The sequence below is a fragment of the Gardnerella sp. Marseille-Q9185 genome (assembly GCF_046508745.1).
Lineage (GTDB): Bacteria > Actinomycetota > Actinomycetes > Actinomycetales > Bifidobacteriaceae > Bifidobacterium > Bifidobacterium greenwoodii.
This window is the reverse complement of record NZ_JBKFWK010000001.1, coordinates 328,683-354,017: the sequence shown is the minus strand read 5'-3', so window position 1 is coordinate 354,017 and position 25,335 is coordinate 328,683. Positions and strand designations below refer to the sequence as shown.

Sequence of the window (25,335 nt, the reverse complement as noted above, 5' to 3'; positions counted from 1 at the left end):
TAAGTCTTTAAATGTTTTATTTGTTTACTGCTGAAAATCAGCTATTTAATAATCTTCTGCACATTTCTCGATACTCGCTTACGTATCCGCCTCCAAAGAATACGCAGTGGCCTGCAATAGGGTAGAGCTGCCAAATAATCATACGCTGCTCAAAGCCTGCTTTAAGTGGGTGAACAGACTGGTATCCGTCCAAAATCTGCTTAAAATAGCTGATTCCAAACAGGTGAAGCATAGCTAAATCTTCTTCGCGGTGTCCTCCGTGGGCTGCAGGATCAATCAGCACAGCCTCCGTATGCTCTCCATCCTCGCTTTTAGTCCACAAAACGTTTCCACTCCACAAGTCTCCGTGAACGCGCGCAGGCTTATCTTCCGCAGTCTTTCCTAATAAATCAGGCATCGCATCAATAACTTCGTTCGTAAGAGCCAAATCGTTTTTAGTGAGCTCGCCGCGCGAAATTCCAAGATTAACCATAGGGCGCAAACGGCCATCCGCAAGGTAGTCAATAACGTTATTCCACTCGCCAGTTGGCATATTAACAGGGTCGCTTAAAGGCCCAAAATAGCATGTTCCATCATAATCTGCAGGAGCTTGACCAAAATATTTCGCGCCATAGTCGTGCATGTGTGCAAGAGCTGCACCGAACTCAAAAGCAGCTAAAGGAGTTGGGGAAGCAGTGTCAATTTGCTCAATATTAAGGTAATCGTTTCCCCAATCAAACACTTTTGCAACTCTAGGGCCGCCAAACTTGTGGGCTTCTTGCAACCATTGCAAACCCTTGCCTTCGCATTCAAAAAAACGCTCAGGTGCGTATAATCTGCTCTTTTTATACACATTATTGTTCATAGCAGCCTTCTTAACGTAGTAGCATATACGGCTTATGCATATGCGGCTTATCGTCACACACTTAGTAAATATTTGCCGAATAAACTAAATTATTCCCAATCTCACTATTTTACTGAAGTATTAGCACAATCAGACAAGCTGTGTTTAAGCGCAGGGCAGAATGTTTTTGCAAACTGGTAACCAAAAAGTAATCCTGCTAAAAATAGGGCTGCGCCCAAACCTGTGTAAAACACTGCAATAAACTGTTCGGGAGCTACGTTGGTTGCGCGCAAAACAATTCCGCCAGTCATCATAAAAGCCATAATTATAAAGGATTTTACGTCAAAGAATTTGAGGAAAAATTGTTTTTCTTTGTATGCGAGGATTCTTTGAGTATGTTTTTTAACGAGTTTTCCAAAAATAAGGAATTGGAATATTGCAAAAACAACTAGCGACAAAACGTAATTTAGTGGCTGCAAATAATTCTGGTAAGCCAACAAGCCAATCTTAAGAATATTAAAACCAGCAGCGCCCCAAACTAAGCAAGCAATAAGTAGTAACGTATTTTTTTGTACTTTCAATTCACAACCTCTTTAATATTTATAGTTTTATTGAATTTTACCTAATTTTATAATCTTTATTTGCTTAAAAACTTTATTTACTATTGTAATGATTTATTTTGCGAAATAAGCATAAAAGCTTAATTTTGTGAGCGTATTAGGAAAAATTACGTTAAAACTAAATATTTTCTCAATAAATATCAATAAAACTTGTAAAAAGTGTTGCATAATGACTGCATAAGACGCTATAGTCCTAGGGTATGAGCGACAACGATCAACAGTATGCAACAGCTGACAATAAAGCTACTATTGCTGAGCCAGCTTTTCGTTACAATGCGCAGCTCGCACAAGATATTGAGCAGCGCTGGCAAAAAACCTGGGATGAACAAGGCACGTTCTGGGCTGCTAATGTTAAGGGCGATTTGAAGGATGGCGAAGGAAAGCTTGCGGATGGCCGCCCGTCTTTCTTTGCAATGGACATGTTCCCGTATCCTTCCGGTAAAGGCTTGCACGTTGGGCATCCTCTTGGATACTTGGCAACGGATGTTGTAAGCCGCTACCATCGCATGAAGGGCGAAAACGTTCTTCACGCAATGGGTTACGACGCTTTTGGTTTGCCGGCTGAACAGTACGCTGTGCAAACTGGTCAGCACCCGCGCATTACTACCGAAGCGAATATTGCAAATATGCGCAGGCAGCTGCATCGCATGGGCTTGAGCTTTGATGATCGTAGGTCTTTTGCAACTATTGATACGAATTATGTGCGTTGGACGCAGTGGATTTTCTCCAAGCTTTATGACGCTTGGTACAACCCTGATTTTGTGCGCAAAGACGGCGGAAAAGGTTCTGCTCGACCAATTGCTGAGCTTGTTGATGAGTTTAAGAGTGGCAAGCGCGAAATCCCAGGATTTGCAGGCAAAAAGTGGGAAGAGCTTAACAAGGTAGAACAGGCGGATGTATTAAACGACTTCCGTATTGCCTACATTTCTAAGTCTCCTGTAAATTGGTGCCCAGGTTTAGGTACTGTGCTTGCAAACGAGGAAGTTACTGCAGAAGGAAAATCTGAGCGTGGAAACTTCCCAGTATTCCAGCGCAACCTTCGCCAATGGTCCATGCGAATTACCGCTTACGGACACCGCTTGGTTGAAGATTTGAACACTATTGATTGGCCAGAAAAAGTTAAGCTTATGCAGCGCAACTGGATTGGTGAATCTCACGGTGCATCCGTGCATTTTGAAGTGCCATGTGCAGACGGCGAAACACGCGATTTGGAAGTGTACACTACTCGTCCAGACACGCTTTTTGGTACTACTTTTGCTGTTGTTTCCGTAGACCACCCAATTCTTGAGCATGTTCCAGAAGCGTGGAGTGCGGACGTTCCAGAAAGCTGGAAGGGCGGCTACGCAAGTCTTAAAGAAGGCTTGGCAGAGTATCAAGCTCAAGCTCGTGCGAAGACCGCTAAAGATCGCACGGAAGACGCGGGAGCAAAAACCGGCCTGTTTACTGGTCTTTACGCAATCAATCCTGTAACTGGAGCAAAACTTCCACTCTTTACTGCTGACTACGTGCTTATGGATTACGGCACGGGCGCAATTATGGCAGTTCCAGGCGGCGACCAGCGAGACTACGATTTTGCAAAAGCTTTCGGTTTGCCAGTAATCTACACGGTTGAACCTTTGCCTGAGTCTGGCGAAAAGTTGGCAGATTACGAAGGTAATGCTCCGTTTGTTTCTCACGACGGAATTGTTATCAACTCTTCTGTAGAGCATACGCACAAGCTCGGTGACGAATTGTCTATTAACGGTTTGCGCGTGGACGAAGCTATTAAAAAGGTGACGACTTGGCTTGAAGCTGCAGGCGTAGGAAAAGGTAGGGTTTCTTACCGACTTCGCGACTGGCTGTTTTCTCGCCAGCGCTACTGGGGCGAGCCGTTCCCAATCGTTTACGACGAGGACGGTGTTGCACACCTGGTTCCAGATAGTGAGCTTCCAATTGCTTTGCCGGATGTTCCAGACTATCAGCCAAAAACTTACGCTCCAGACGACGCAAATTCTGAGCCTGAAGCGCCATTGAGTCGAAACGAGGATTGGGTAAAAGTTCAGCTCGACCTTGGTGACGGCGTAAAAACCTACTATCGCGACACCAACACCATGCCAAACTGGGCTGGTTCCTGCTGGTACTACATGCGCTACTTGGATCCAAACGACGCTGAGCACGTGGTTGACAGCGACGAATACAACTACTGGATGGGCACGAACCGTCCAGGCAAAGAGCATGTTTCTGGCGGCGTTGACCTTTACGTTGGTGGCGTAGAACATGCAGTTTTGCACTTGCTTTACTCAAGGTTCTGGCATAAGGCACTTTACGACTTGGGTTACGTGGATTCCGCTGAACCATTCCACCGCCTGTTTAACCAGGGCATGATTCAAGCTTACGCATATACGGATGAGCGCGGACAGTACGTGCCGGCCGACGAGGTTGAAGAAGGCGCTTCAAACGGCGCTGGTGAACCAACCTTTACGTGGCACGGCGAGAGCGTGAACCGCGAGTTCGGCAAAATGGGCAAGAGCTTAAAGAATATTGTGACCCCAGACTACATGTACGAAAACTACGGTGCAGACACGTTCCGCTTGTACGAAATGAGCATGGGTCCGCTTTCTGAATCTCGTCCGTGGAATACGCGCAACGTTGTTGGCGGCATGCGATTCTTGCAGCGCTTGTGGCGTAACGTTGTTAACGAAGAAACCGGCGCTTGCGTGGTTACAGACGACGCTTTGGATGAGAAGACGTTAAAGATTCTTAACAACACAATTTCCGAAGTGACTGTGGAAATGGAAGCAATGCGACCAAACACTGCAATCGCTAAGCTGATTGTGCTGAACAACCACTTGACTTCTCTTCCTCACGTGCCTCGCGCAGCAGTTGAGCCGTTGATTCTTATGCTGGCTCCAATTGCTCCGCATATTTGCGAAGAAATGTGGAGCAAGCTTGGACACACAAAGTCTATTGCTCACGCCGATTGGCCTGTTGCGGATTCTCGCTACGTTGGTGAGGACACTGTAACAGCTGTTGTGCAAATCAAGGGCAAGGTTCGAGCAAAGCTTGAAGTTGATCCAAATATTGACGCTTCTGAGCTTGAAAAGCTCGCTTTGGAAGCTGTAGCTGATCGCTTGGGTGGTAAGGCTCCGCGCAAGGTGATTGTTAAGGCTCCGAAGATTGTGTCTATTGTGCCTGACGAGAGGTAAGATTCGGCTTAATTAATGCTGTATTGCGCGACGGCCTGCTTTCGCGCTTTACAGCATTTTTTGTTATTCTTGGGTTTCGTCTATGAGTTTTGTAACTGATTTAGTTTTTTAGTTTTGACGAGGCTGGAAAATTTGTGTTTGCGTGCGTCCCGTCCTTCGGGCGCTCTGGTTGCTAAAGACGCTTATTGTGTTCGCCTATATTTAAAGAATGTAGCTTCTCAGTCCTCTTTTAGCACTGAACACAATTTTTCCAGCCTCTCAACACATTAAACCGCAACACAAAACTCATAGACTAGTTAAGTTTGTTACGCAAGTGCGTGGTTTACTAAGTGCAACTAAAGTCACACAATTAAGCTGCGGGGTAGTTTGTGGTTTTTGTGTTTAGTGTGGTGTCAGCAGAGCTTTAATTTTAGTGTTCTTTGAACAGTAGAGAATGTTAAAGGTTTTAACCACAGGCGCGCATTTTTGTTGCAAAGTGTTATAAGTTTCCCAATAGTTAAGTTAAGAACTTTAAGATTTGGGGGATTTATGGAAGACTTTGGGCAAAATTTTGGGCAACATTATTCGAATAATTTGCCTCTTAATAGGCCGGGTGCTGACCTGCCTAGGCGTCGTATTGCGTCTTCTTTAGAAGAATTTTCTAAGCGAAGTTTTGACGACGCTTTTAGCGAAAATAATATTGAAAATAACTTTAATTCTTTCGACGAAACTATTAGAAACATAAAATCTTCTCCGCGCTTTCATATGAAACCTGTTCATACTTTGGCAATTATGTTCGTGCTGGTCGTTGCATTGTGTGCGAGTCTTACCATGCTTATTTCGCAGTCGTTAACGTATCAGCGTGTGCAAAATAGTAAGTCTGAATCATTGCAAAAAGTAGAAGACAATGCGGATTATTCAAAGCATTCTTTTGACGATTTAGAAGATAGTAATTCTAAGAAAAATAACAAAAATGGTGAATCTGACTACGGTATCGAAAGTAACGAAAGTAGCGAAAGTAGCGAAAGTAGCGAAAGTGGCGAAAGTGGCGAAAGTGGCGAAAGTAGCGAAAGTGGTGAAAGCTCTGAAAACGGTCGAAACAGTCAAAGCAGAAAAAGTAGAAAAAGCAAATCTGCTTCTAATAAGAGTGATACTTTTCGCATAAATATTAACACTGCAACAGTGGATCAACTGCAAAGCTTAAAAGGAATCGGCCCAAAAACAGCTGCGCGCATTATTGCTCATAGAAAACGAGTTGGCGGTTTTAAAAGTTTAGAAGATTTGCTGCAAATAAAGGGCATTGGTCCTAAAACTTTGAATAAATTCCGCGGAAACGTTGACGTTAAATAGGTGAATTATGCGAGAAAAAGTAGAAAACGTTTCTGGAAGTCGCGATTTTAGAATGATTTTTGTTGCTGCAGCTTATTGGGCTGGATGCCTAATAGGAAAATGGATGAGCCAAATGCGAGTAATTAACGCAGGAATCGTTGCAATAATAGGATTTTCCTTCGCTTTTCTAGTAGCATTTTTTCTGCGTCGTAAATGCAATGACTGGAGCAGAACTATTCAAGCAGTAGCGTACGTTTCTTTAGCAGCATGCATGATTTCATACCTTGGTCAATGCGTGCTTTCAAAAGACGTTATTGCGCAAGAAATACGTGCAGAAAACCTTACTAAAATTCATTATTCTAACTATAAATCTACTTTGAATACTCGTGTTGCAGAAGCGGAAGTTAGAGTATTGACTCCTTTTAGAGCGTCAAAAAGTTTTAATGGAGATTGTCAAGCTAATGTGCGCGTTTACAAATTCGCAAATGCGCAAAGTTACGTTAATGCTAGGCTTTACGCATACAATCCAGTTTGTAGAAATATTAGTTACGGCATGCAGATTCGAGTGCCTGTTAGCTTAAAATCTTCGCGTTTTGACAATAAGCCTGAATTGCATGTGCAAAAAACGCAACAAAATGTGCAGATTATACAAGGCGCAAACTTTTGGCAAAACTCTGCTAGTAGCTTGTGGAAATCGTTTTATAACGTAACGAATAATCTTGATACTCAAGGCAGAATGCTGGTTCCGGGAGTAACTATTGGAATGTTGGGGCAAGAGTATGTGCCAACGGAAGTAACAAATTCGCTAAATCCAATAGACGAAACTTATTCAACTATGACGCGTCAGCATTTTCAGCATGCTGGAATTATGCACGTTATGGCTGTTTCAGGCGGACACTTTTTGCTACTTAGCATGATTATTTACCGATGCTGCTCATATTTACTGCTTCCGCGTTGGTCTACTTCTTCAATACAAATTGCGTTGCAGATTTCTTTAGCTGCAATAGTTTACCCTTCAGCATCTGTACTTAGGGCGCTGATTATGGGGATAATATCCGCGGTTGCGTGGTGCTGCAAGCGACCATACCAGTCGGCAAGCGCGCTAAGTTGGACTGTTATTGTAGTGCTACTAGTAAACCCTTCGTACGCTTGGGACTATGCTTTTGCGCTTTCTTCTGCAGCAACTTTGGGAATTGTTGTTATGGGAGTGCCAATGTCTAAAACATTTTCGCAATATGTGCCGCGTTTTATTGCTTCTGCGCTCGCAATAACTTTAGCTGCACAATTGTGGACGATGCCAGTGCAAATTCTTATGCAGCCGGAAGTTTCTTTTATGTCTGTGCCAGCAAACTTAATAATTGCGCCTTTTATGGATTGGGCAACAGTATTCGGCTTAATTTCGCTTGTTTGCGCGAGTTTTAATGCTGGGGCGTCGCTTGTTTTTGCAAGAGTTTCATCAATTGGAACAAGTTTTATGGAAAAGTGCGCGTATTGGTGTGACGAAGCAGCTTTTGGCGTGTTTCCTTGGATGAAGGGTGCTGCTGGAGCGTGGATGATGGCAGGAGTAGAAGTTGCAATATTTGCTGTTTTTATGCTTGCTTTTCGTGTCTTTCACAATCGCGCCTGCGTTCAGCGCTTAAGCATAATCGGACAATTATGGGCATCTTCTGCAAAGCGAACCATAAGTGAAGCCGCGCAAATCTTCGAGTAGTACTAAACACGCACGCATATTCGAGAGGAATATTATGATGGTTAAAGTTGGTTTGTTTAAGGAGCATTATGGCAGCAAGTAATAATCGCGCACAACGTATTATGCCGGTGACTCTTGTAGTTGGCGGGGATGCTTATTTAAACAATCTTAATGCTCGAACTTTGCGAGAAAAAATACAGAAGAATGCTCCGGATGCTGAAATTATTGAGCTTGACGCTTCGTCTGCAGACAAGTATGCGTTTGACGAAGCTGTTGGCCCTTCGCTTTTTGGTGACGGCACAATAGTTATTATTGACGATTTGCAAAGTGCGGATGAGTCTTTAGTAGAAGCGCTTGAAAAATTCTGCCAACAAGCGCAAAATAACGAAAATAATTTCGACGAATCTTCTTTAAGCTGGGTTATTGCTCGCCATGAAGGCGGTCTTAAAGGAAAATCTATTGTTACGCGTCTTACAAAAGCTGGTGCTCAAACAATCACAGTGCCGGATCTTAAAAAAGACGATGCAAAGCTCAACTTTGTTATGAGCATATTTGATCGTCACAATCGAAGTGTTGAGCCTCAAGCTGCGCAACGACTTGTGGCAGTTTTGGGTGGAAAAACAGGCGAGCTTGCAGCATTGTGCTCGCAATTATGCTTCGACTATGACGATAATCCAATAACTCTTAATATTGTTGACCGATACTTGATTGCAGATCCGCAAGTTACCGGCTTTTTTGTGGCAGATAAAGCTGTTACAGGTCACTTAGGTTCTGCAGTGCTTTCTGCAAGAACTGCAGTTGCGCAAGGAGTCGATCCTATAGCGTTAATCGGCGCTTTGGCTTCAAAAGTTCGTTTAATTGCGCTCGCAATGGCGGTTCGTAACGGCACAATTTCTAGTGCGGAAGCGAAAGCAAATCCGTGGGCGCTGAAAATGGCAATGCGTCAGCTTGCAGGATGGAGTAGCGCTGGAGTTTCTAAAAGTTTACAAGCTTTAGCTTGGGCGGATGAGCAATGCAAAGGCGGATCTAGCGACGCGAATTATGCGCTTGAAAAATGCATTATGATAATTGCGTCTAAAGGAAATTAAAAATCTTAAATTAAAAATTGTAAATTTGAAGTCTTAAATTAAAAATCTTAAATTAAAAATATTGTGTGAAAGATTGTGTTAAGTATGAAAGAAGAAACGGTGTTAGAACAGCAAAAAATTCGTACTGTGCCTACGGATACTAATATGCGCGAGCTTGGTGAATCTGTGGCAAAACTTGTTAAAGAAGGTGACGTTCTGCTGCTTTCTGGCCCTCTTGGAGCTGGCAAAACAACGTTCGCACAAGGTTTTGGAGCAGGTCTTTCAATTAGCGAGCCGATTGTGTCTCCAACTTTTACGATTGCGCGCGAATTGCACGGCACTTTTGCGGATGGTAAGCCTGCAACTTTAATTCACGTTGACGCTTACCGTTTGGGTGGTGAGAATTTTGCTCCGGGTCAAGATACTGTTTCGCGTTTGCTTGACGAGCTTGAATCTTTGGGGCTTGATGAAGCTTTGGAAGAGCCAGGAGATGGCACTGTTGTGCTTATGGAGTGGGGTGAGCAAATGGCTGGAGTGCTGGCATCTGAGCGCTTAGAGGTTCATATTGCAAGGCCTATTGATTCTTCGCAAGTAGATGATTTTACTAGCGATGGTGAGCGAATCGTAACTTTGAAAGCTGTTGGCAAGGATTGGCTTAATCGACTTGCAAAATTGTAATTAAAAAATATCGCGGCAAATATCGCGGCAAATATCGCGGCAAATATCGCAATAAATAACGCTGTAAATATCGCTGCAAATAAATCAAGTTGTGGTAAGCGAGTAAGCTGATTGGGTACGTTTTGTTAAGGAATGAACATGAGTAATACGCTGATTATTGACACATCATTTGGCTCTACTGTTGGAATTGTGGGCCATGAGCCGATTGTTGAAACAGATTCTCGCACTCACGTAGAGCGTTTGCAAGTAAATATTGCGAAAGTTGTGGAAAATGCGGGGCTTAAGACTTCGGATATTGATCGCGTGGTTGTGGGAGTAGGCCCTGCTCCTTTTACTGGTCTTCGCGCAGGATTAGTTGCAGCAAAAGCAATTGCGTTCGCAAATAATGCTGAAATTTTGGGGTGCGATAGTCTTCTTCCTCAAAGCCTTATGATGCGCTCTGGTGCGTTTGAAGAAGCGCGCAAAAATGGCGTTATTTGCAAAGATTTGCTACTAAATATTCCGAATGACGCTGATTATTGCGAGTCTTGCGATTCTAATATTCGTCACTTCGTGCTTTCGCTAAACGATGCGCGCCGCCGCCAAGTGTACATGTGTTTGTACGACTGCGAAGGAAATGCGCTAATAAATATGGATATTGACTATCCGCAAAATGTTGTGTCTCGCGTAAACGAGTATTTAGCGAGCAAAACTAGCGAAAATTATTGCGTGGATGTGCTCGGTCACGGTGCTAAAAAGTACGTTGAAGACTGGCGAAATATTGCTAACGTTGGCGTTATTGCAGAAGTTTGCGCGCTTGACTTGGGTGTTAAAGGTTTGAAGATTTTCGAACAGTGCGCTTTAGAATGCGCTGAGAATTGTGCCAATAAAGATGAGTGCGTAAAAGCTGTTGAACCGCTGTATTTGCGCCGTCCGGACGTGTCTGTGCCAAATCCGCTTAAGCATGTGCTTGGATCTGGCGAAGCGAATAAGGCAAAAGAAAAATAGAAGCGTTTTAACGATTTGAGTAATTATGATTGTTGATATAACGCGTTCTAAATTTCCTGCAGTAGCCGAGAATTGCAATATAGTTCCTAAGTGCGATTTTACTTGCGATGAGTTAGCGCAAAAAATAGCGCCGATTGAAGCCGATTTGTTTGGAAAAGGCTCGTGGAACGAGAGCATGATTTCGCAAGAATTGCAAGCTCCTATGCGCGCGTATTACGCTCAAATCGACGAAAATACGCATACGTTATGCGGGTATGCTGGCTACTGGTTTGACGGCGATGATGCGCAAATAATGACAATTGGCGTTGCGAAAAAATATCAAAGAAAAGGCTTAGCGGCGGAACTTTTATCAACTATGATCAAAACCGCAGAAAAAATTGGTGCCAAACGCATGCTTCTGGAAGTGCGAGTTGATAATGTTCCTGCGCTCGCGTTGTATGAACGTTTTGGTTTTAAGAAAATGGGTTTGCGAAAACGTTACTATCAGCCAGAAGGCGTGGATGCGTACACAATGTGCGCTGATCTAACAGCAAAAAATAATGGAACTGAGAAATAACGAGGAATAAAGAGGAATAAAATGAGCGAAGCAATCGTATTGGGAATTGAATCAACTTGCGACGAAACGGCCGCAGCTATTGTGCGCGGACGCACGCTGGTGTCAAATGTGGTGGCATCTTCAATGCAGGAGCACGCGCGCTACGGTGGCGTAATTCCGGAAATTGCTTCTCGTGCGCACGCTGAAGCTTTTGTGCCGGTTGTTTCTAAAGCTTTAGCAGACGCAAACATGGATTTAAGCGATGTTGATGCAATTGCAGTAAGCGCAGGCCCTGGTTTAGCTGGCTGCTTGGCTGTGGGAGTTTCGGGAGCTAAAGCCTTGGCTTGGGCTGCAAATAAGCCAATTTATGGTATTAACCACGTAATTGGGCATATTGCAGTAACGCAATTGCAATTCGGCGACGTGCCGGAAGATGTGCTGGCTTTAATTGTTTCCGGCGGCCACACTTCGCTTCTTCATGTGAACGATATTGCTAGAAGTATTGACGTTGTTGGCACAACTTTGGACGATGCTGCCGGCGAGTGCTTTGATAAGGTTGCGCGCTTGCTTGGATTCCCATACCCGGGTGGCCCTCATATTGATAGGCATGGAAGGCTTGGCAATCCGGATACTTTGAAAGTTCCGCAAGGCTTAACACAAGGTCGTTCCGGAAAAGAGCATCCTTACGATTTCAGCTTCTCGGGTGTAAAAACTGCTGTTGCTCGTTGGGTTGAAGCGCGCGAGGCTCAAGGTCTTGAAATTCCAGTTGACGACGTGTGCGCTTCTTTGGCTAATTCTGTGGCGGAAGTGCTTTCGCGCAAAGCTATGATGGGCTGTGAGCAGTACGGTTCTAAAACTCTTATGATTGGCGGCGGCTTCTCCGCTAATTCGCAGCTTCGCGAGCATTTGTTGGCTTGTGGCAAAGAGCATGGAATTGAAGTGCGTTTGCCGGAGTTGAAGCTTTGCACGGATAACGGTGCGATGGTTGCAATGCTAGGCGTGAATTTGGTGGAAGCAGGGGTTCGTCCTTCCGCGCCTGATTTTGCAATCGATTCTGCTATGCCGCTTACAACGGTAAGTTTATAATAGTAGAAATAATAAAAGTTGCGCTAAAAAGTCGTGATAAAAATCGCGCTTTAAAAAGTCGCTCTAAAAATAAGTGAGGTGTTTTGTGCAGTCAGTTAATTCGCGTAGTGGAGTGTTACGAGTAGGTGAGAAGATTCAGTTCACCGATCGTAAAGGTAAGCGAATTACTGCACAGCTTGTTGCAGGCGGTGTTACGCAAACTGAGCACGGTCTTATTTGTCACGACGACGTGATTGGTCAAAGCGAAGGCGTTGTAATTACTACTGTTAGCGCAAAGCGCGAATCTTCGAAAACTATTTTAGATCCTTCTAAATCGTCTAATAAGCCTTGGAAAGCAGCTCGCGCTATTGGCGGCTGGGATTACGTAGTTATGCGACCGCGCATGGTTGACTACGTGCTTTCTATGCCTAGAGGCGCGCAAATTATGTATCCGAAAGATATTGCGCAAGTAATCGCTTTGGGAGATATTCGCTCCGGAATGCGCGTTTTGGAGTCGGGCGCTGGCTCTGGCGCTATGAGCTTAAGTCTTTTGGACGCAGTTGGGGAGTGCGGAAAGCTTACTACGATTGAGCTTCGCCCGGATTTTGCGCGAATTGCCGAATCTAACGCAACTTTGTACTACGGAAAGCGCCCAGAATGGTGGAATTTACTTACCGGCGATTTTGATTCGGTTGCAAAAACTTTAGACGCGCACAGCGTTGACCGCATTATGCTAGACATGCTCGACCCTTGGAATCGACTTGAACAAGCGCATCGCGTTATTGTGCCGGGAGGCGTGCTTATTGCGTATGTGACGACTACGACGCAAATGTCTCGAATGGCTGAAGCTTTGCGAGAAAGCGGCGTGTGGACCGAGCCGGAGATTCAGGAAACCTTGGAGCGAACTTGGAAAGCTCAAGGTTTGGCTGTGCGACCGGATCACGCGATGATTGGTCACACTGGATTTTTGATTGTTTCTCGCGCAATGGCTGAAGGTTTTAGTGCTTTGAAGAAGCGCGAGCACGGTACTAAAGATACTGTGAGCGATATTGACGATATGACAGCCGAAGAGCGCGCGGAGCAGTTGGAAGACTTGTCTTTGCGCGATATTTCGGATCGTAAATTGCGTAAAGTTTTGCGCGATTTAGACGTTCAACTTGCGCAATTGCCGCAAGATTCACAAGCTTTACAATCGCAAGTAACTGTGCAATCGCAAGAAATAGAGCATAGTCAAGCTAAGTAGGAGATCATTATGGCATCATCAATGAAAAAGCTTATGAAAAAAGCACATCATAGTAAGTACGTTTTGTTGCTGATGCGTCATGCGAAGGCGGAAGCTCCTCAAATGGGCGATGACTGGGGTCGTGGACTTACAGATAAGGGCTTGAAGCAGGCAAAAATTATGGCGAAGGGCTTGCAGTCTTTGAAGCTTGTGCCGGATTATATTGTGTGCTCTAGCGCGAACCGCACTGAGCAAACTTTGAAGCGAATGTTGAAGCGTTTTGGTGATGCGCCTGTGGTTGAGTCGCGCAAAAGTCTTTACGATGGCGGCATGCAATCGGTTATGAACGAGTTGCAAGCTATTCGAGGCGATGTTCATACGACGATGATTGTGGGCCATGAGCCAACGATGTCGATGGCTGCGCAATGGCTTTCTTCGCCGGATTCGGATCCGGATGTGCTTGGGGCGATGCGTTTGGGGCTTGCTAATGCGTCGGTTGTGGTGCTTGTGTCTGATCGTCCATTCGCAACTTGCGGCTTGCGCGGCGCCACGGCCCTCGCAATCCTCACGCCCAAATCCTTCGAGTAGCTTTGCGCCAGTGCTCTGCAGACGCTGATTCCTGTTGTTCAAGGAACACTAGCATCAGTGCTGCCGCACGCAATTAAGCATATAAATTAAGCTTATAACGACACCCCAAGTTCTTTAATGACCCCAATCGCTCATTTCTTTGCTAGGCTAAAGCGAGTCGAAAGAAACAAATGTAAATGTGAGTCGAAAAGAAATTTTTGGAGGACGTATGTCTACGGTTTTAACTTCGGTGTCTGGTTTTCCGCGAATTGGCGCTGATCGCGAGTTGAAGAAAATTATTGAACGCTATTGGAAGCAGGATGCTTCTTTGGATGATGTGCGCAATGTTGCGAAGTCTTTGCGCGCTAAGCATTGGCGTTTGCAGGCTGAAGCTGGAATTGATTTAATCCCAAGTAACGATTTTAGCTACTATGATCAAATGCTCGATACTGCTATTTTGCTTGGTGCTGTGCCGGAGCGTTATAATGCTTTGAATTTTGAGCATGCTGAGGATACTTTGTTTGCTATTGCTCGCGGCTACCAGGGTGAGCGCGGCGATGTGACTGCTTTGCCAATGAAGAAGTGGTTTACTACGAACTACCACTATATTGTGCCGGAAGTTGAGAATCCGGAAGCCTTGCATTTGGCTGGAACTAAGCCTTTTGACGAGTTTTTGGAGGCTCGCGCGCAGGGTTTGGAAACGAAGCCCGTGTTGATTGGTCCGTACACATTCTTGAAGTTGGCTCGTACTCCTGAAGCTCAGGAGTTGGAAGTAACTGAGTCTGTGATTTCGGCTCTGGCTTTTGCTTATGCGAGTATTGTTAAGCGTTTTGGCGAGCTTCACGCAACTTGGCTGCAGTTTGATGAGCCTTATTTGGCGCTTGATAAAGAAGATGGCGATTTGGAGCTTTTTGAAGCTTTGTATAAGCCTTTGCTTGAGGCTAGGGGCGCGGAAGTTAAGATTCTTCTTAACACGTATTTTGGCAATATTGCTGATGCTTACGAGACTGTGAATAATCTTGGTTTTGACGGCGTTGGTGTTGATTTGGTGGAAGGCAAGGATGAGAATCTTGCAGCAATTGAACGCTATGGTGTGAACGATAATACTACGCTTTTTGCTGGTGTTGTGAACGGCCGCAATATTTGGCGTAATGATTATGCTGTGAGCCTTGGGCTTATTGATGCTTTGCGCGAGAATATTACGGATCGCGTGGCTGTTTCTACTGCTTGCTCGCTTCTTCACGTGCCTTTTAGCACTGTTGGTGAGGATGCTTTGGGTGCGGAAGTGTTGCAGTATTTTGCTTTTGCTGTTGAAAAGTTGCAGGAGATTCGCGATATTGCAAATCTTTCTGCAGAAGGCGACGAAAATCGCAAATCAAGTAACGTTTTGGCTAAAAATCAGGCTTTGTTCGACGGTTCGCGCGTGAAGGCGGATGCTGCTGTTGCTAATCGTCTTGCGAATCTTAAAGATTCTGATTTTGTGCGATTGCCTGCAAGGTCTGAACGTCAGCGCTTGCAGAAGGAAGCTCTTGGCTTGCCGGATTTGCCAACTACTACTATTGGATCCTTCCCGCAAACTAAGGATATTCGTAACGCTCGCGCCGCTCTTCGTAAGGGTGAGATTTCGCGTGAGGCTTACGACGAGTTTATGCGCGATCGTATCGCTAAGTGCATTGAGCATCAGGAGCAGATTGGCTTGGATGTGCTTGTTCACGGCGAGTTTGAGCGCAACGACATGGTTGAATATTTCGGCCAGCATTTGCGCGGCTTTAAGTTTACGAAGAACGCTTGGGTGCAGTCTTATGGTACGCGCTGCGTGAAGCCTCCAATCGTGTGGTCGGATGTTTCTCGCGAGTCTGCTATTACTGTTGAATGGAGCGCTTACGCTCAAAGCTGCACTAAGCATATTGTTAAGGGCATGCTTACAGGACCGGTGACTATTCTTAACTGGTCTTGGCCTCGCGAGGATATTACGCACGAAGAGCAGACTCAGCAGCTGGCTCTTGCTATTCGTGATGAAGTGTTGGATTTGGAGCGTGCTGGTATTCGTGTGATTCAGATTGATGAGGCTGCTTTGCGCGAAAAGTTGCCGCTTCGCCGTTCTGATTGGCATAAGAAGTATTTGGACTGGGCGATTTCTGCTTTCCGACTGGTTCATTCTGCAGTGGCTGCGACTACGCAAATTCACACGCATATGTGCTATTCGGAGTTTAATGACATTATTCGCGACATTGACGCTATGGATGCGGATGTGATTTCTTTTGAGGCTTCTCGCGGCGACTTGGTTGTGCTCGACGCTATTCACGACGCGCATTTTGAGACTGAGGCTGGCCCTGGCGTTTACGACATTCATTCTCCGCGCGTGCCTGGCGAGGCGGAGCTTGTGGAGCGTATTCACGAGATTTTGCGCAAGATGCCTGCTCAAAAGCTTTGGATTAACCCGGATTGCGGTCTTAAAACTCGAGGCGACGCTGAAACTTGGCCGAGCTTGGAGAATCTTGTTGCTGCAGCTAAAGAGGTTAGGGAAGAATTGCAAGATAACAAGCTAATCGATCAGCCGAGCAGGGGGTGAGTTGTGACTTATAAACCAAAGTTTTCGCTGGAAGTTTTTCCACCTAAGCGCACATCTCCTATTGGTACGATTTACGATACTTTGGATGGTTTGAAGGGTCTTGACCCGGATTTTATTTCGGTTACTTACGGCACTGGAAAGCTGCAGGATCGTACTGCTACCGCGCGTATTGCGCACACGATTCGCTCCGAATACGGCATTGACGCGGTTGCTCATTTAACGGCTCGCTACCTTGATTATGATGCTGTTGATGAAGCTTTGGAAATGTTTAGCAATGCTGGCGTTTCCGGCGTTTTGGCTTTGCGTGGCGACGTGATTGCAGGCCAGGAAGCGGCCGGCGTTTTTGAGCACGCTAGTGACTTGGTTTCATACATTCGTTCAAAGCACCCGGATTTGCCGATTTTGGGCGCTTGCTACCCGGAGAAGCATCCGGAAGCGGAAAGTTTGCAGGCGGATATTGAGAATCTTAAGCGCAAAGTTGACGCGGGTGTAACTCACTTAATTTCGCAACTTTTTTACGATAACGAGGATTTTTTGCGCTTCCGTGATTTAGCTCGTGCGGCCGGTATTAACGTGCCGATTGAGGCTGGCGTGATGCCTGTGGCTAATGCTTCGCAAGTGCAGCGCATGACAAGTCTTTGCTCTTCGCGCATTACTTCGCAAGTTTCCGCAATGATGGATCGCTGGGGTAGTAACGCTGAGTGCTTGCGCGATGCTGGTAGTATTTTTGCATCCCAGCAGATTAACGATTTAATTGCTGAAGGCGTGGATGGTATTCACTTGTATACCATGAATCATCCGGGTATTGCGCGCAGGATTTGGGCGAATGTGAAGCCGCTTTTTACGAAGATTGGGTAGGTGGCGCGACGACCTGCCTGAGCGCTTAAAGCGTAGCGTGCGAAGGCAACTCGGAGCGGAAACTCGCTTAAGTTGGAAGTCCAGTGGACTTCCAACGCGAGTTTCGTAGCAAGCGCGTTACTCGCGCGAGCGTCCCTCGCTCAGTGCGAAAAATCTCAAATCTCTACCTCACTGATATCCGCATGACTGAGTGGTAGTGAGTATTGAAATTAACATAGAGTGTGCAATGTATACAAATGCGCAAAAATGTATAAATGTATAAAATAATCGCGTTTTATACTAAACATTTGTTTAGAATCGCCATTAGAAATGTAATCTAGCTTACATTCACTATATTAATTTTGACCGTAAAAACCTGCCAAAAACGTTGGAATAAAGCCTCGCGGGGGGGGGGTCTAGTAGGCTATACATCATAACAAATACGTTGCAAAAAATATGTATATTCGGTATTATTGAATATAAATCTCAACAAAAGAGATAGCGCTTTTGAGGGCTGAGCAGAAGTTTTACATGTATTTGACCGTAGTTCAATCAGCGTTTTGATTACTGCATCAAGCTCTTCGCTAATAAATTCACAAAGACTTGTTCAGAGAGAATTTGGTATTCAAGGAGATACACAATGACTAAGTCAAATTCTAGAAAGCACGCACGCAAGGTAACTTTGGATGCTGCAGTAAATAACGCAATTGAAAAGGCTGTTGACGCTCGTAAGGTGGCGGCGTTTACGGTTGGAGCCGCAGGCGTATTAGCCGGTGCGGCGTTCGCTTTTGGAGCAACTCCTGCGATGGCCGCGGATGCTACTTCTGCGGCTGAGCCTACTAAAGCTCCTGTGACTGCTGATGAGAGGGCTGGGGCTGGCAAGAAGGATGAAGCTGGCAAGAAGGATGATGGTAAGGCTGAAGCTAAGGAAACTGTAGATAAGGAAACTGCTAAGCAGGAGCAGACTGGCGATAAGGATCAGACTGATGCTAATAAAGAGGCTGGGGATACCAATAAGCAGGCTGAGAAGAAAGATGAGTCTGTCAAGAAGGAAGACGCTAATAAGCTTGAAGAAAATAAGCAGACTGAGCAGCCTGTAGCAAAGTCTGAAGATAAGAAGTCTAATGAAGAAAATCAGAAGCAGGAAACTAATACTACTGTTGGTCAAGATCGCGATGCCTCTACAGCATCAGAGCCGAAGCCACAAGCTAACAGCACAATCGAACTTTCTAAAGATAAAAAAGACACGCTCCCAAACATGTACGCATGGGGCAAGTCTAATAACGTTTATATTGAAGACGGTCAGAATAAATCCGTTACAATTAACTTTGCAAAGCCTGATGACGGCAGCACAATTACCAATGTAGCTATTTTCCCATCTGATGGTAATACCGTTGATAACAAGAAGTCTAGAGGATTCCTTGAGTATTATTCAGATCCAAACGCTAAAGATGAGCATAAACCATATTCCGGTATATATGACTTTAAGGTAAATCCAGATAGTACAGCCACGCTTACTATGAGTAAGCTGTACAGAGATGGCAATCTTAAGAGTGGAGAAAGCTACTCTGCAAACCGTTGCATTTATGTGTACGGTACAGATAAAAACGGTAAAACAGTAGTGCTGTACAAGACGAATATTGTGCGTGCAGCAACGCTTATTCCGCCTAAAAATGCTGGTTCTATTGTTTTAGAGTATGATCAGCCGCTTACTGATGAACAAATTCGTACAAGGCTTAAAGAAGCTCTTGACGCCCCTACCGAAGCAACTGGTAATAAATCAATTCGCGAGCAAATTAAAACTGCAAGTACATCTAATGGCGTGGGTGTGCGCAATGAAGCAGCCAAAACGTTTACCAATACGCCAGATGACCCTGATAAAAAGATTGTTATTACAGATAATCAGGCGTATCTACCTACTGAGCTTGCTAGAATCAACAAGGTAACGTCACAGCAGGGTCAGCCAACAACATATGTTACGGGAGTGAACAACCTCAAGACGTACCTTATTTCCGACTTAGGCTACAAGTCCGAGCCGCTCGCTCTTACAGTTGCGCGCTACGATACGCGTATCGACAAGCCAATTGTGGACGATGTGGATATCAATAAGCTCAAACCAGAGCAGAAGACAGAGATTATTAGGAAGCTTGCTCACCTTAATCATGTGCCACAAGACAAGGTTACATTCAACGAAAATGGCGAAGCTGTAATCAACTTCGACGGCGTTGATTCAAAGGACGCTCCTAAGATTGCTCTCAAAGACCTCGTCCTCAAGAATCTCAAAGCTGGCGAGTTTGCTGTTCCAAGCGACGACGCAGATTCGAAGGTAAAGCCAGTTATTATTTCCAATCCTTTGGGCTTCACAGCAGCAGAAGAAACTGCAATTAAGAAAGCTATTTACGACGCTAATAAAGAAAATCCTGCACTTGGTTTAAGCCCTACTGACTACGAAAAGCAGATTACGCTTGACTGGAATAGAGGCAACCTGCAAGCATCTGGTGGCGCTAACCAGGGTATTTCTAATGGTGATAGTGAAAACACTATTCATGTAACCATTAAAACCGACAAAGCGATTGCAAAGTTCGATTCGGACGTAAAGCATAACAAGCTCACGCGTTTGGTGAATTTGCGCACAGATTACACGCTTAGCTGGGATGCTAACAAGAACAAGATTGATGGTCGTAACACAGATGAAGGTCTTGCTTGGATGGAAGATGGCAAGACGCTTGTTTACCGTTATGATTCAGATAGCGGCACTGCGTTTAACACCGAAGACGTCTTAGGCCTGTTGAAGGCTACCATCAAAGACGACCTGAAGCAAAGCAATCCGCAGATGCGTGCTGAGCTTCTTGGCACTGAGTACAAAACTGTTGCGCACGAAGGTCAAAAAGGCAATACTACGCGCTCGCACACCGGGTATGCGGTCGATGCTCAAGGCAACCCTATTGGCGTGCTTAACTTAAGTAAACTTAATGGCAGTAGCTATGGCGGCTTTACGCAACCTGTTAGTAATTCCGATAAGAAAATGGGTAATGAGCAGGCAAGCGTAAGTGACTTTACGTTTGATGCCGAGAGCCAAAAAGTGCAGATTGCTGGTAAAAAAGACAAGTATATGCTCGGCCGCTTGTTTATTGAGCCATATTCGCAGTACCACTACAACAACATTTACGGCGAAGGCAAGTATAATCTGCGCAACAACCCTAAGGGCATCAATATAGTGTTTATGCCTCAAACGAAGCATAAGACTAAGGACCTTTCTAAGTCGATCGGCGAGCACAAGACCGAAACTGTTGAAGGCAAGGAAGTTTCAACGCAGCCAGCCTATTACAACGCGTCTAAGGATAAGAAAGATGCGTATGACGAGGCGTTGAAGGAAGCTAATGCTGCTCTTGAGGCTGCTGGTAATACAGAAGATTCCAAGCTGTCTGAAGCGCTTAAGGCGCGCATCGATAACGCTACGATTACGCTTAACAAGGCACGCGCCGAACTTGATGGCCCTGATACCAACAAGGACGGGCTTAAAACATCGATTGAAGCCGATGGTAAGGCACCTGAAGGCGCTAATCCTGCATCTGGTACGCAAGCAACGAATCAGTTTAAGAACGTGAGCGACCCTGACTTCAAGAAGGCCGACGGTTCTGATGATACTGAAAGGAACAATGCTGCTAGAGCTGCCAAGACTGCCTATGATAAGGCTCTCGAAGAAGCCAAGAAGCTAAAGGAAGACGACAACGCCACGCAAAAGGCTGTTGATGACGCCAAGGCAAAGCTGGACGAAGCTCGTAAAGCACTTAACGACTTCACCACCAACAAGGATGAGTTAAGCGCCGCGATTGCTAAGGACGGCAAGGTAAACACGGGTGAGGCTGGTAAGACAGGTGACGAAAAGCTCAAGACTGCCGACCCAACTTACCAGAACTCTACCAAGGAAGAGCGCGACGCATACGACAAGGCCGTAGCGGAAGCAGATAAGGTCTCTAAGGATCCAGAAGCTTCCCAAAAGGAAGTAAATGAGGCTATCAAGAAGCTTAAGGAAGCTAAGGATGCGCTCGACAAGAACGCAACCAACAAGGCTCCTCTTGACGCTGCCGTTAAAAATAGCTTCGATAACAATGATGGCAAGCAGAGCGTGTTCTATAAGAACGCGAAGAATAAGACTACGGATCCAAACGCAAGCCAAGAGGATAAGGCTGCAGCTCAGAAGGCAATCGACGATTACGACAAGGCGCTCGCAAAAGCCAAGGAAGTTCTTGCGAACGACAAGGCAACCAAGAAAGATGTTGAGGACGCTAAGAAAGCGCTTGAAGACGCTGAAGCAGCACTTCATACTGACAACAAGTACTCTACTGATAAAACCGCTCTTGGTAAAGCGCTTGCAGATAACTTCAGCGGTTATTTGATGCCAGCGTACTTCAATGCCTTTGATGAAGCGCAAGCTAAGGGCAAAGATTCTCAAGCCGCAAAGGACTTCAAAGCCTATAACGACGCATATCATGCTGCAAAAGACTTGATGGATAAATTAAAGCAGCCTGGTAGCACAATAACGCAGGAAGAAGCTGACGCGATTAAAGATAAGCTTCTTGAAGCCCGTAAGGCAATCGATAAGTATGCAACCGACACCAGCAAGATTTCGGCGGCGTTGCTTCAGAGTTTGGCTATTCATAATAGCCCGGCGTATAAAAACGCGTCTGCAAATACTGATCCAAATTCTGAGGAAGCTAAGGCAGCGAAAGCGTACAACGAAGCGCTCGATAAGCTGCAAAAAGCCTTTAATGATGATATGGATAAGGATGTGGATTCAAGCGGCAAAGAAATCCCAGAGTCCGTTATTCCTGTCAAGGATGGCGATACGACTAGTGCGAACTACCTTGACGGCATCCAAGCGCACGCTAAGAAACAGCCTTTGAATAGGGATGTGACAAAGCTCCTTGCAAAGCTTAAAGAGGCTGTTGCAGGCTTGGATAAGTTCGCCACCAAGACCGACGAGCTGATTAAGTCGATTAACGAGGATTCGGATACGCATCCAAGCCCTGCGTTCAAGAACGCGTCGCAGCCAAGTTACAAAAACGATGATGGTTCTGACAATAACGACAAGAACACTGCTGCACGTAAGGCTGCCAGCGATTATGGCGAGGCTCTTAACAAGGCTAAAGAAAAGCTTAATGATCCTAACGCTACGCAGAAGGACATTAACGACGCCAAGGCTGCCCTTGACAAGGCTCGCACAGAGCTTGACAAGTACAACACCGACGTCGCCAAACTCGAGAAGAGTGTTGCTGATCACGGCAAAGACGCAGATGGCACGAATCCTGCTGTTGAGGGCACAAAGGATTCTGACGCATACCGCAACGCGTCTGATCCTCACTTTGTGGATGAAAGCGGTAAGCCTGACGAAGCGAAGAACCAACAAGCTAGGGAAGCTAAGACAGCCTACGACAAGGCGCTCGCTGAGGCCCAGGCCTTGCTTGCAAAGCATAACGACGCTAAAACGCCGCAAGATGCAAAGCCAACGCAAACCGAGATTGATGCTGCGTTAGCAAAGCTCGATGATGCTCGCAAGACGCTGGTTGGTGACGACTCTGCTCTAGATAAGCCAGGTTTCGGCACAAAGACTACTGATTTGGACGTGGAGATAGTTAAGTCTTCAGCTGCTGATGCAACCACTCCAACCCCTGGCACCGTTGAAGATACCACCGCATACAAGAATGCGTTAGCTAAAACGACCGCAGATGGTAAAGAGAATCCTGATATAACAAGATATAAGGAAGCTCTTAAGAAAGCGCGCGAGCTTGCTGAAAAGCAAAAGTCTGCTAAAGCCAGCGAGCGTCCGTTGCAAAAGGATGTTGACGAAGCATACCGTGCGCTTTTGGATGCCAAGAAGATTATTGCTGATGGCTACAAGACCAATGCAACAGCTCTTCAAGACGAAGCAGCGCTTGGTGCAGTTGACGGTAACTTTACCAAGAGCCCAGAGTACAAGAATGCTGAAGCAAAGAAAGCCGATGACGGCACTGACAATGATGAGCTGAAGGCATACAAGGCTGCTCTTACTGAAGTTACGACCATGCTCAACAACTTTGGTAAAGACGGCAAGCCGAGTGCGGGAGTAGACGACAAAGACCTACCAACGCAAGCTCAAGTTGACGCGGCGCTTAAGAAGCTCAGTGACGCTCGCAAGGCGGTAGAAGCTAAGTATGCAACCAAAACCAACAAGCTTGAAAACGAAGTTGGCGACAAGGACGAGAACGACAATCCTGTAATTCCTCCATTCGAGGCGTCGGTTGCGTACAAGAACGCGCTTGAAAAGGCGAAGACTGAAACTGGTGCAGATGCTGAAGCTGACACGTCCGCAACCAAGAAGCTTCAGGCCTATGCCGATAAGCTGAAGGAAGCGAATGACCTCATTGAAAAGGTCAAGAATCCTGATCCAAACGCAAAGCCAGAAAATCGTCCAACTCAAGATGACGTTGACAAGGCTCTTGCAGCTTTGAAGCAAGCCAAGAAGGACATCGACGACAACTTCAAGACCAAAGTTGATAAGCTCCAAAATGAAGTTGATGATAAAAACGAGGATGGCTCTGCGAAGAAAGAAGCAGACCAGTTCGAAAAGTCTACTGAGTTTGCAAACCTCAAGGCAAAGATTGATGGAGATAATAAGCCTGATGACCTTGTAGCGTATGAGCAGGCTTTGGCGAAGGCTAAGGAACTCATCGACAAGAACGATGGCGAGGTTGCTGATCCTACAGACCCGACTAAGAAGGTTGCCGTTCCAAAGGATCAACTCCCATCCCAAAAGGAAGTTGACGATGCTCTTCAGACGCTGAAGGACATTAAGGAAAAGATTCTTGCTAACTACAAGACGAGTCCTGTTGATCTTCAAAATGAAGTTGATAAGTCTAAGGACGGCAACGACGACAAGCGTGATGGCTTGTTCGAGAACACGCCTGCGTTCAAGAACGTAACCAACAATAGTAGCGACGCTGCCAAGCAAGCTCTTAAGGATTACAACGACAAGCTCAATGCTGCCAAGGAGATGCTTGAGAAGTTCGATCGTACTACTGGCAAGCCGAAGAAAGGCGCACAGGATGTTCCAACGCAAGCCAAACTCGACGAGGCTCTAAAGGCCTTGCAGGATGCTAAGAAGAAGATTGAGGACGACTACAGCACAAGCAAGTCTGATTTGCGCCAAGAGGCTGGTGATGATTTCACTAAGTCTCCTGAGTATCAGAATGCTCAAGCTAAGGGTGATGACGCGTCTAAGCAGGCTCTTGACGAGTATCAGAAGGCTCTTGACGAAGCTAATTCTGTGCTTGCAGATCCTAATGCTACCCAGGCTGAGGTTGACGCGGCTTTGAAGCGTCTTCAGGATGCTAAGTCTAAGCTTAAGTCTGAGAACAGCACGGATAAGTCTAAGCTTCAGGCTGAGGCTGACGGCGACGCTGACTTCCGTAAGTCTCCTTACTTCATTATTGGCAATAAGGCTGATATTGAAGCATATGAGAATGCTTTGGCTGAAGCTCGTAGCGTTCTTAACAATCCTAATGCAACTCAGGCCGAGGTTGATGCTGCTTTGAAGAAGCTTGAAGAGGCTAAGAAGCGTATTCTTGACTTCTTGAGTCACTTCGGCGGCTCTGGCAATGGCACTGGAGATTGGAATGGCCACGGTTTTGTAAACGGCCATGAGTCTTATGGTGCTTTGGTAGATAAGTCTGCTTTGCAAATCGAAGTTAACAATGCTGTGGACGCTAATGCTAATACTGCTCAGGCTGTGGCTTACAGGCAGGCTTTGGCTGAGGCTAAGAGCGTGCTTAACGATCCTAATGCTACGCAGGCTCAGGTTGATGCGGCTTTGAGGAAGCTTCAGGCGGCTAAGGCTGCGTTGCTTAATAGTTTGAGTGGTGCATCTGGCCATAAGATTGCTAAGACTGGTGCTGCAACTGGCTTGTTTGCAGGATTTGCTGCAATCTTTGCTGGTCTTGGTGCTGCGGGTGTGGCTTCTCGCCGTCGCAAGCACTCTAACGAGTAAGTTCTAGCGCGCTCCAAACGTGAGGTAATTTCCCCGCGTTTGGAGCGAAACTTATCTTCGAACGCTCCAAATGTGAGGTAGGTTTCTCGCGTTTGGAGCGAAACTTATCTTCAAACCCTCCAAACGTGAGGTAGGTTACTCGCGCAACGGTAT

At 45.8% G+C, this 25,335-nt stretch carries 15 protein-coding genes; 13 read left to right on the top strand and 2 right to left on the bottom strand.

What is annotated here, in order from left to right; translation table 11 throughout:
* Positions 1-37: 37 nt before the first annotated feature.
* Entirely contained in the window at positions 38-844 is an 807-nt protein-coding gene (locus tag ACLD5M_RS01345) for a fructosamine kinase family protein (RefSeq protein WP_019261113.1), read from the bottom strand.
* 104 nt (positions 845-948) lie between these two features.
* Positions 949-1,404, bottom strand: a complete 456-nt coding sequence (locus tag ACLD5M_RS01340; RefSeq protein WP_410314404.1) for a hypothetical protein — start codon at positions 1,402-1,404, stop codon at positions 949-951.
* Positions 1,405-1,643: 239 nt separating this feature from the next.
* Between ACLD5M_RS01340 and leuS the strand changes: the two genes are divergently transcribed.
* The 13 genes from leuS (at position 1,644) to ACLD5M_RS01275 (ending at position 25,182) form a co-directional block, all read left to right on the top strand.
* Positions 1,644-4,628 (top strand): leucine--tRNA ligase, encoded by a 2,985-nt coding sequence (gene leuS, locus ACLD5M_RS01335; RefSeq protein WP_410314403.1) that lies wholly within the window; start codon positions 1,644-1,646, stop codon positions 4,626-4,628.
* A gap of 528 nt (positions 4,629-5,156) precedes the next feature.
* The gene (locus ACLD5M_RS01330) at positions 5,157-5,957 is read left to right on the top strand and encodes a ComEA family DNA-binding protein (RefSeq protein ID WP_410314402.1); all 801 of its coding nucleotides are present in this window, start codon (positions 5,157-5,159) and stop codon (positions 5,955-5,957) included.
* Positions 5,958-5,964: 7 nt separating this feature from the next.
* Positions 5,965-7,647: a ComEC/Rec2 family competence protein gene (locus tag ACLD5M_RS01325; protein ID WP_410314401.1), complete on the top strand. Its 1,683-nt coding sequence runs from the start codon at positions 5,965-5,967 to the stop codon at positions 7,645-7,647.
* Positions 7,648-7,715: 68 nt separating this feature from the next.
* Positions 7,716-8,714, top strand: coding sequence for a DNA polymerase III subunit delta (holA, locus tag ACLD5M_RS01320; RefSeq protein WP_410314400.1), 999 nt, complete (start codon positions 7,716-7,718; stop codon positions 8,712-8,714).
* Between the two features lie 84 nt (positions 8,715-8,798).
* Positions 8,799-9,371, top strand: a complete 573-nt coding sequence (gene tsaE, locus ACLD5M_RS01315) for a tRNA (adenosine(37)-N6)-threonylcarbamoyltransferase complex ATPase subunit type 1 TsaE (protein WP_410314399.1) — start codon at positions 8,799-8,801, stop codon at positions 9,369-9,371.
* A 138-nt stretch (positions 9,372-9,509) separates the two neighbouring features.
* Positions 9,510-10,358, top strand: a complete 849-nt coding sequence (gene tsaB / locus ACLD5M_RS01310; RefSeq protein WP_410314398.1) for a tRNA (adenosine(37)-N6)-threonylcarbamoyltransferase complex dimerization subunit type 1 TsaB — start codon at positions 9,510-9,512, stop codon at positions 10,356-10,358.
* Positions 10,359-10,383: 25 nt separating this feature from the next.
* The gene (gene rimI / locus ACLD5M_RS01305; RefSeq protein WP_410314397.1) at positions 10,384-10,914 is read left to right on the top strand and encodes a ribosomal protein S18-alanine N-acetyltransferase; all 531 of its coding nucleotides are present in this window, start codon (positions 10,384-10,386) and stop codon (positions 10,912-10,914) included.
* A 21-nt stretch (positions 10,915-10,935) separates the two neighbouring features.
* Positions 10,936-11,979 (top strand): tRNA (adenosine(37)-N6)-threonylcarbamoyltransferase complex transferase subunit TsaD, encoded by a 1,044-nt coding sequence (tsaD, locus tag ACLD5M_RS01300; RefSeq protein ID WP_004106430.1) that lies wholly within the window; start codon positions 10,936-10,938, stop codon positions 11,977-11,979.
* An 85-nt stretch (positions 11,980-12,064) separates the two neighbouring features.
* Positions 12,065-13,201, top strand: a complete 1,137-nt coding sequence (locus ACLD5M_RS01295) for a tRNA (adenine-N1)-methyltransferase (RefSeq protein WP_410314396.1) — start codon at positions 12,065-12,067, stop codon at positions 13,199-13,201.
* Between the two features lie 9 nt (positions 13,202-13,210).
* The gene (locus tag ACLD5M_RS01290) at positions 13,211-13,768 is read left to right on the top strand and encodes a SixA phosphatase family protein (protein WP_410313461.1); all 558 of its coding nucleotides are present in this window, start codon (positions 13,211-13,213) and stop codon (positions 13,766-13,768) included.
* Between the two features lie 208 nt (positions 13,769-13,976).
* Complete coding sequence (metE, locus tag ACLD5M_RS01285) at positions 13,977-16,319, top strand: 5-methyltetrahydropteroyltriglutamate--homocysteine S-methyltransferase (RefSeq protein WP_410314395.1); 2,343 nt, start codon at positions 13,977-13,979, stop codon at positions 16,317-16,319.
* 3 nt (positions 16,320-16,322) lie between these two features.
* Positions 16,323-17,177, top strand: a complete 855-nt coding sequence (gene metF, locus ACLD5M_RS01280; RefSeq protein ID WP_410314394.1) for a methylenetetrahydrofolate reductase [NAD(P)H] — start codon at positions 16,323-16,325, stop codon at positions 17,175-17,177.
* 619 nt (positions 17,178-17,796) lie between these two features.
* Positions 17,797-25,182, top strand: coding sequence for a peptidase (locus tag ACLD5M_RS01275; protein ID WP_410314393.1), 7,386 nt, complete (start codon positions 17,797-17,799; stop codon positions 25,180-25,182).
* The last annotated feature ends 153 nt before the right edge of the window (positions 25,183-25,335 follow it).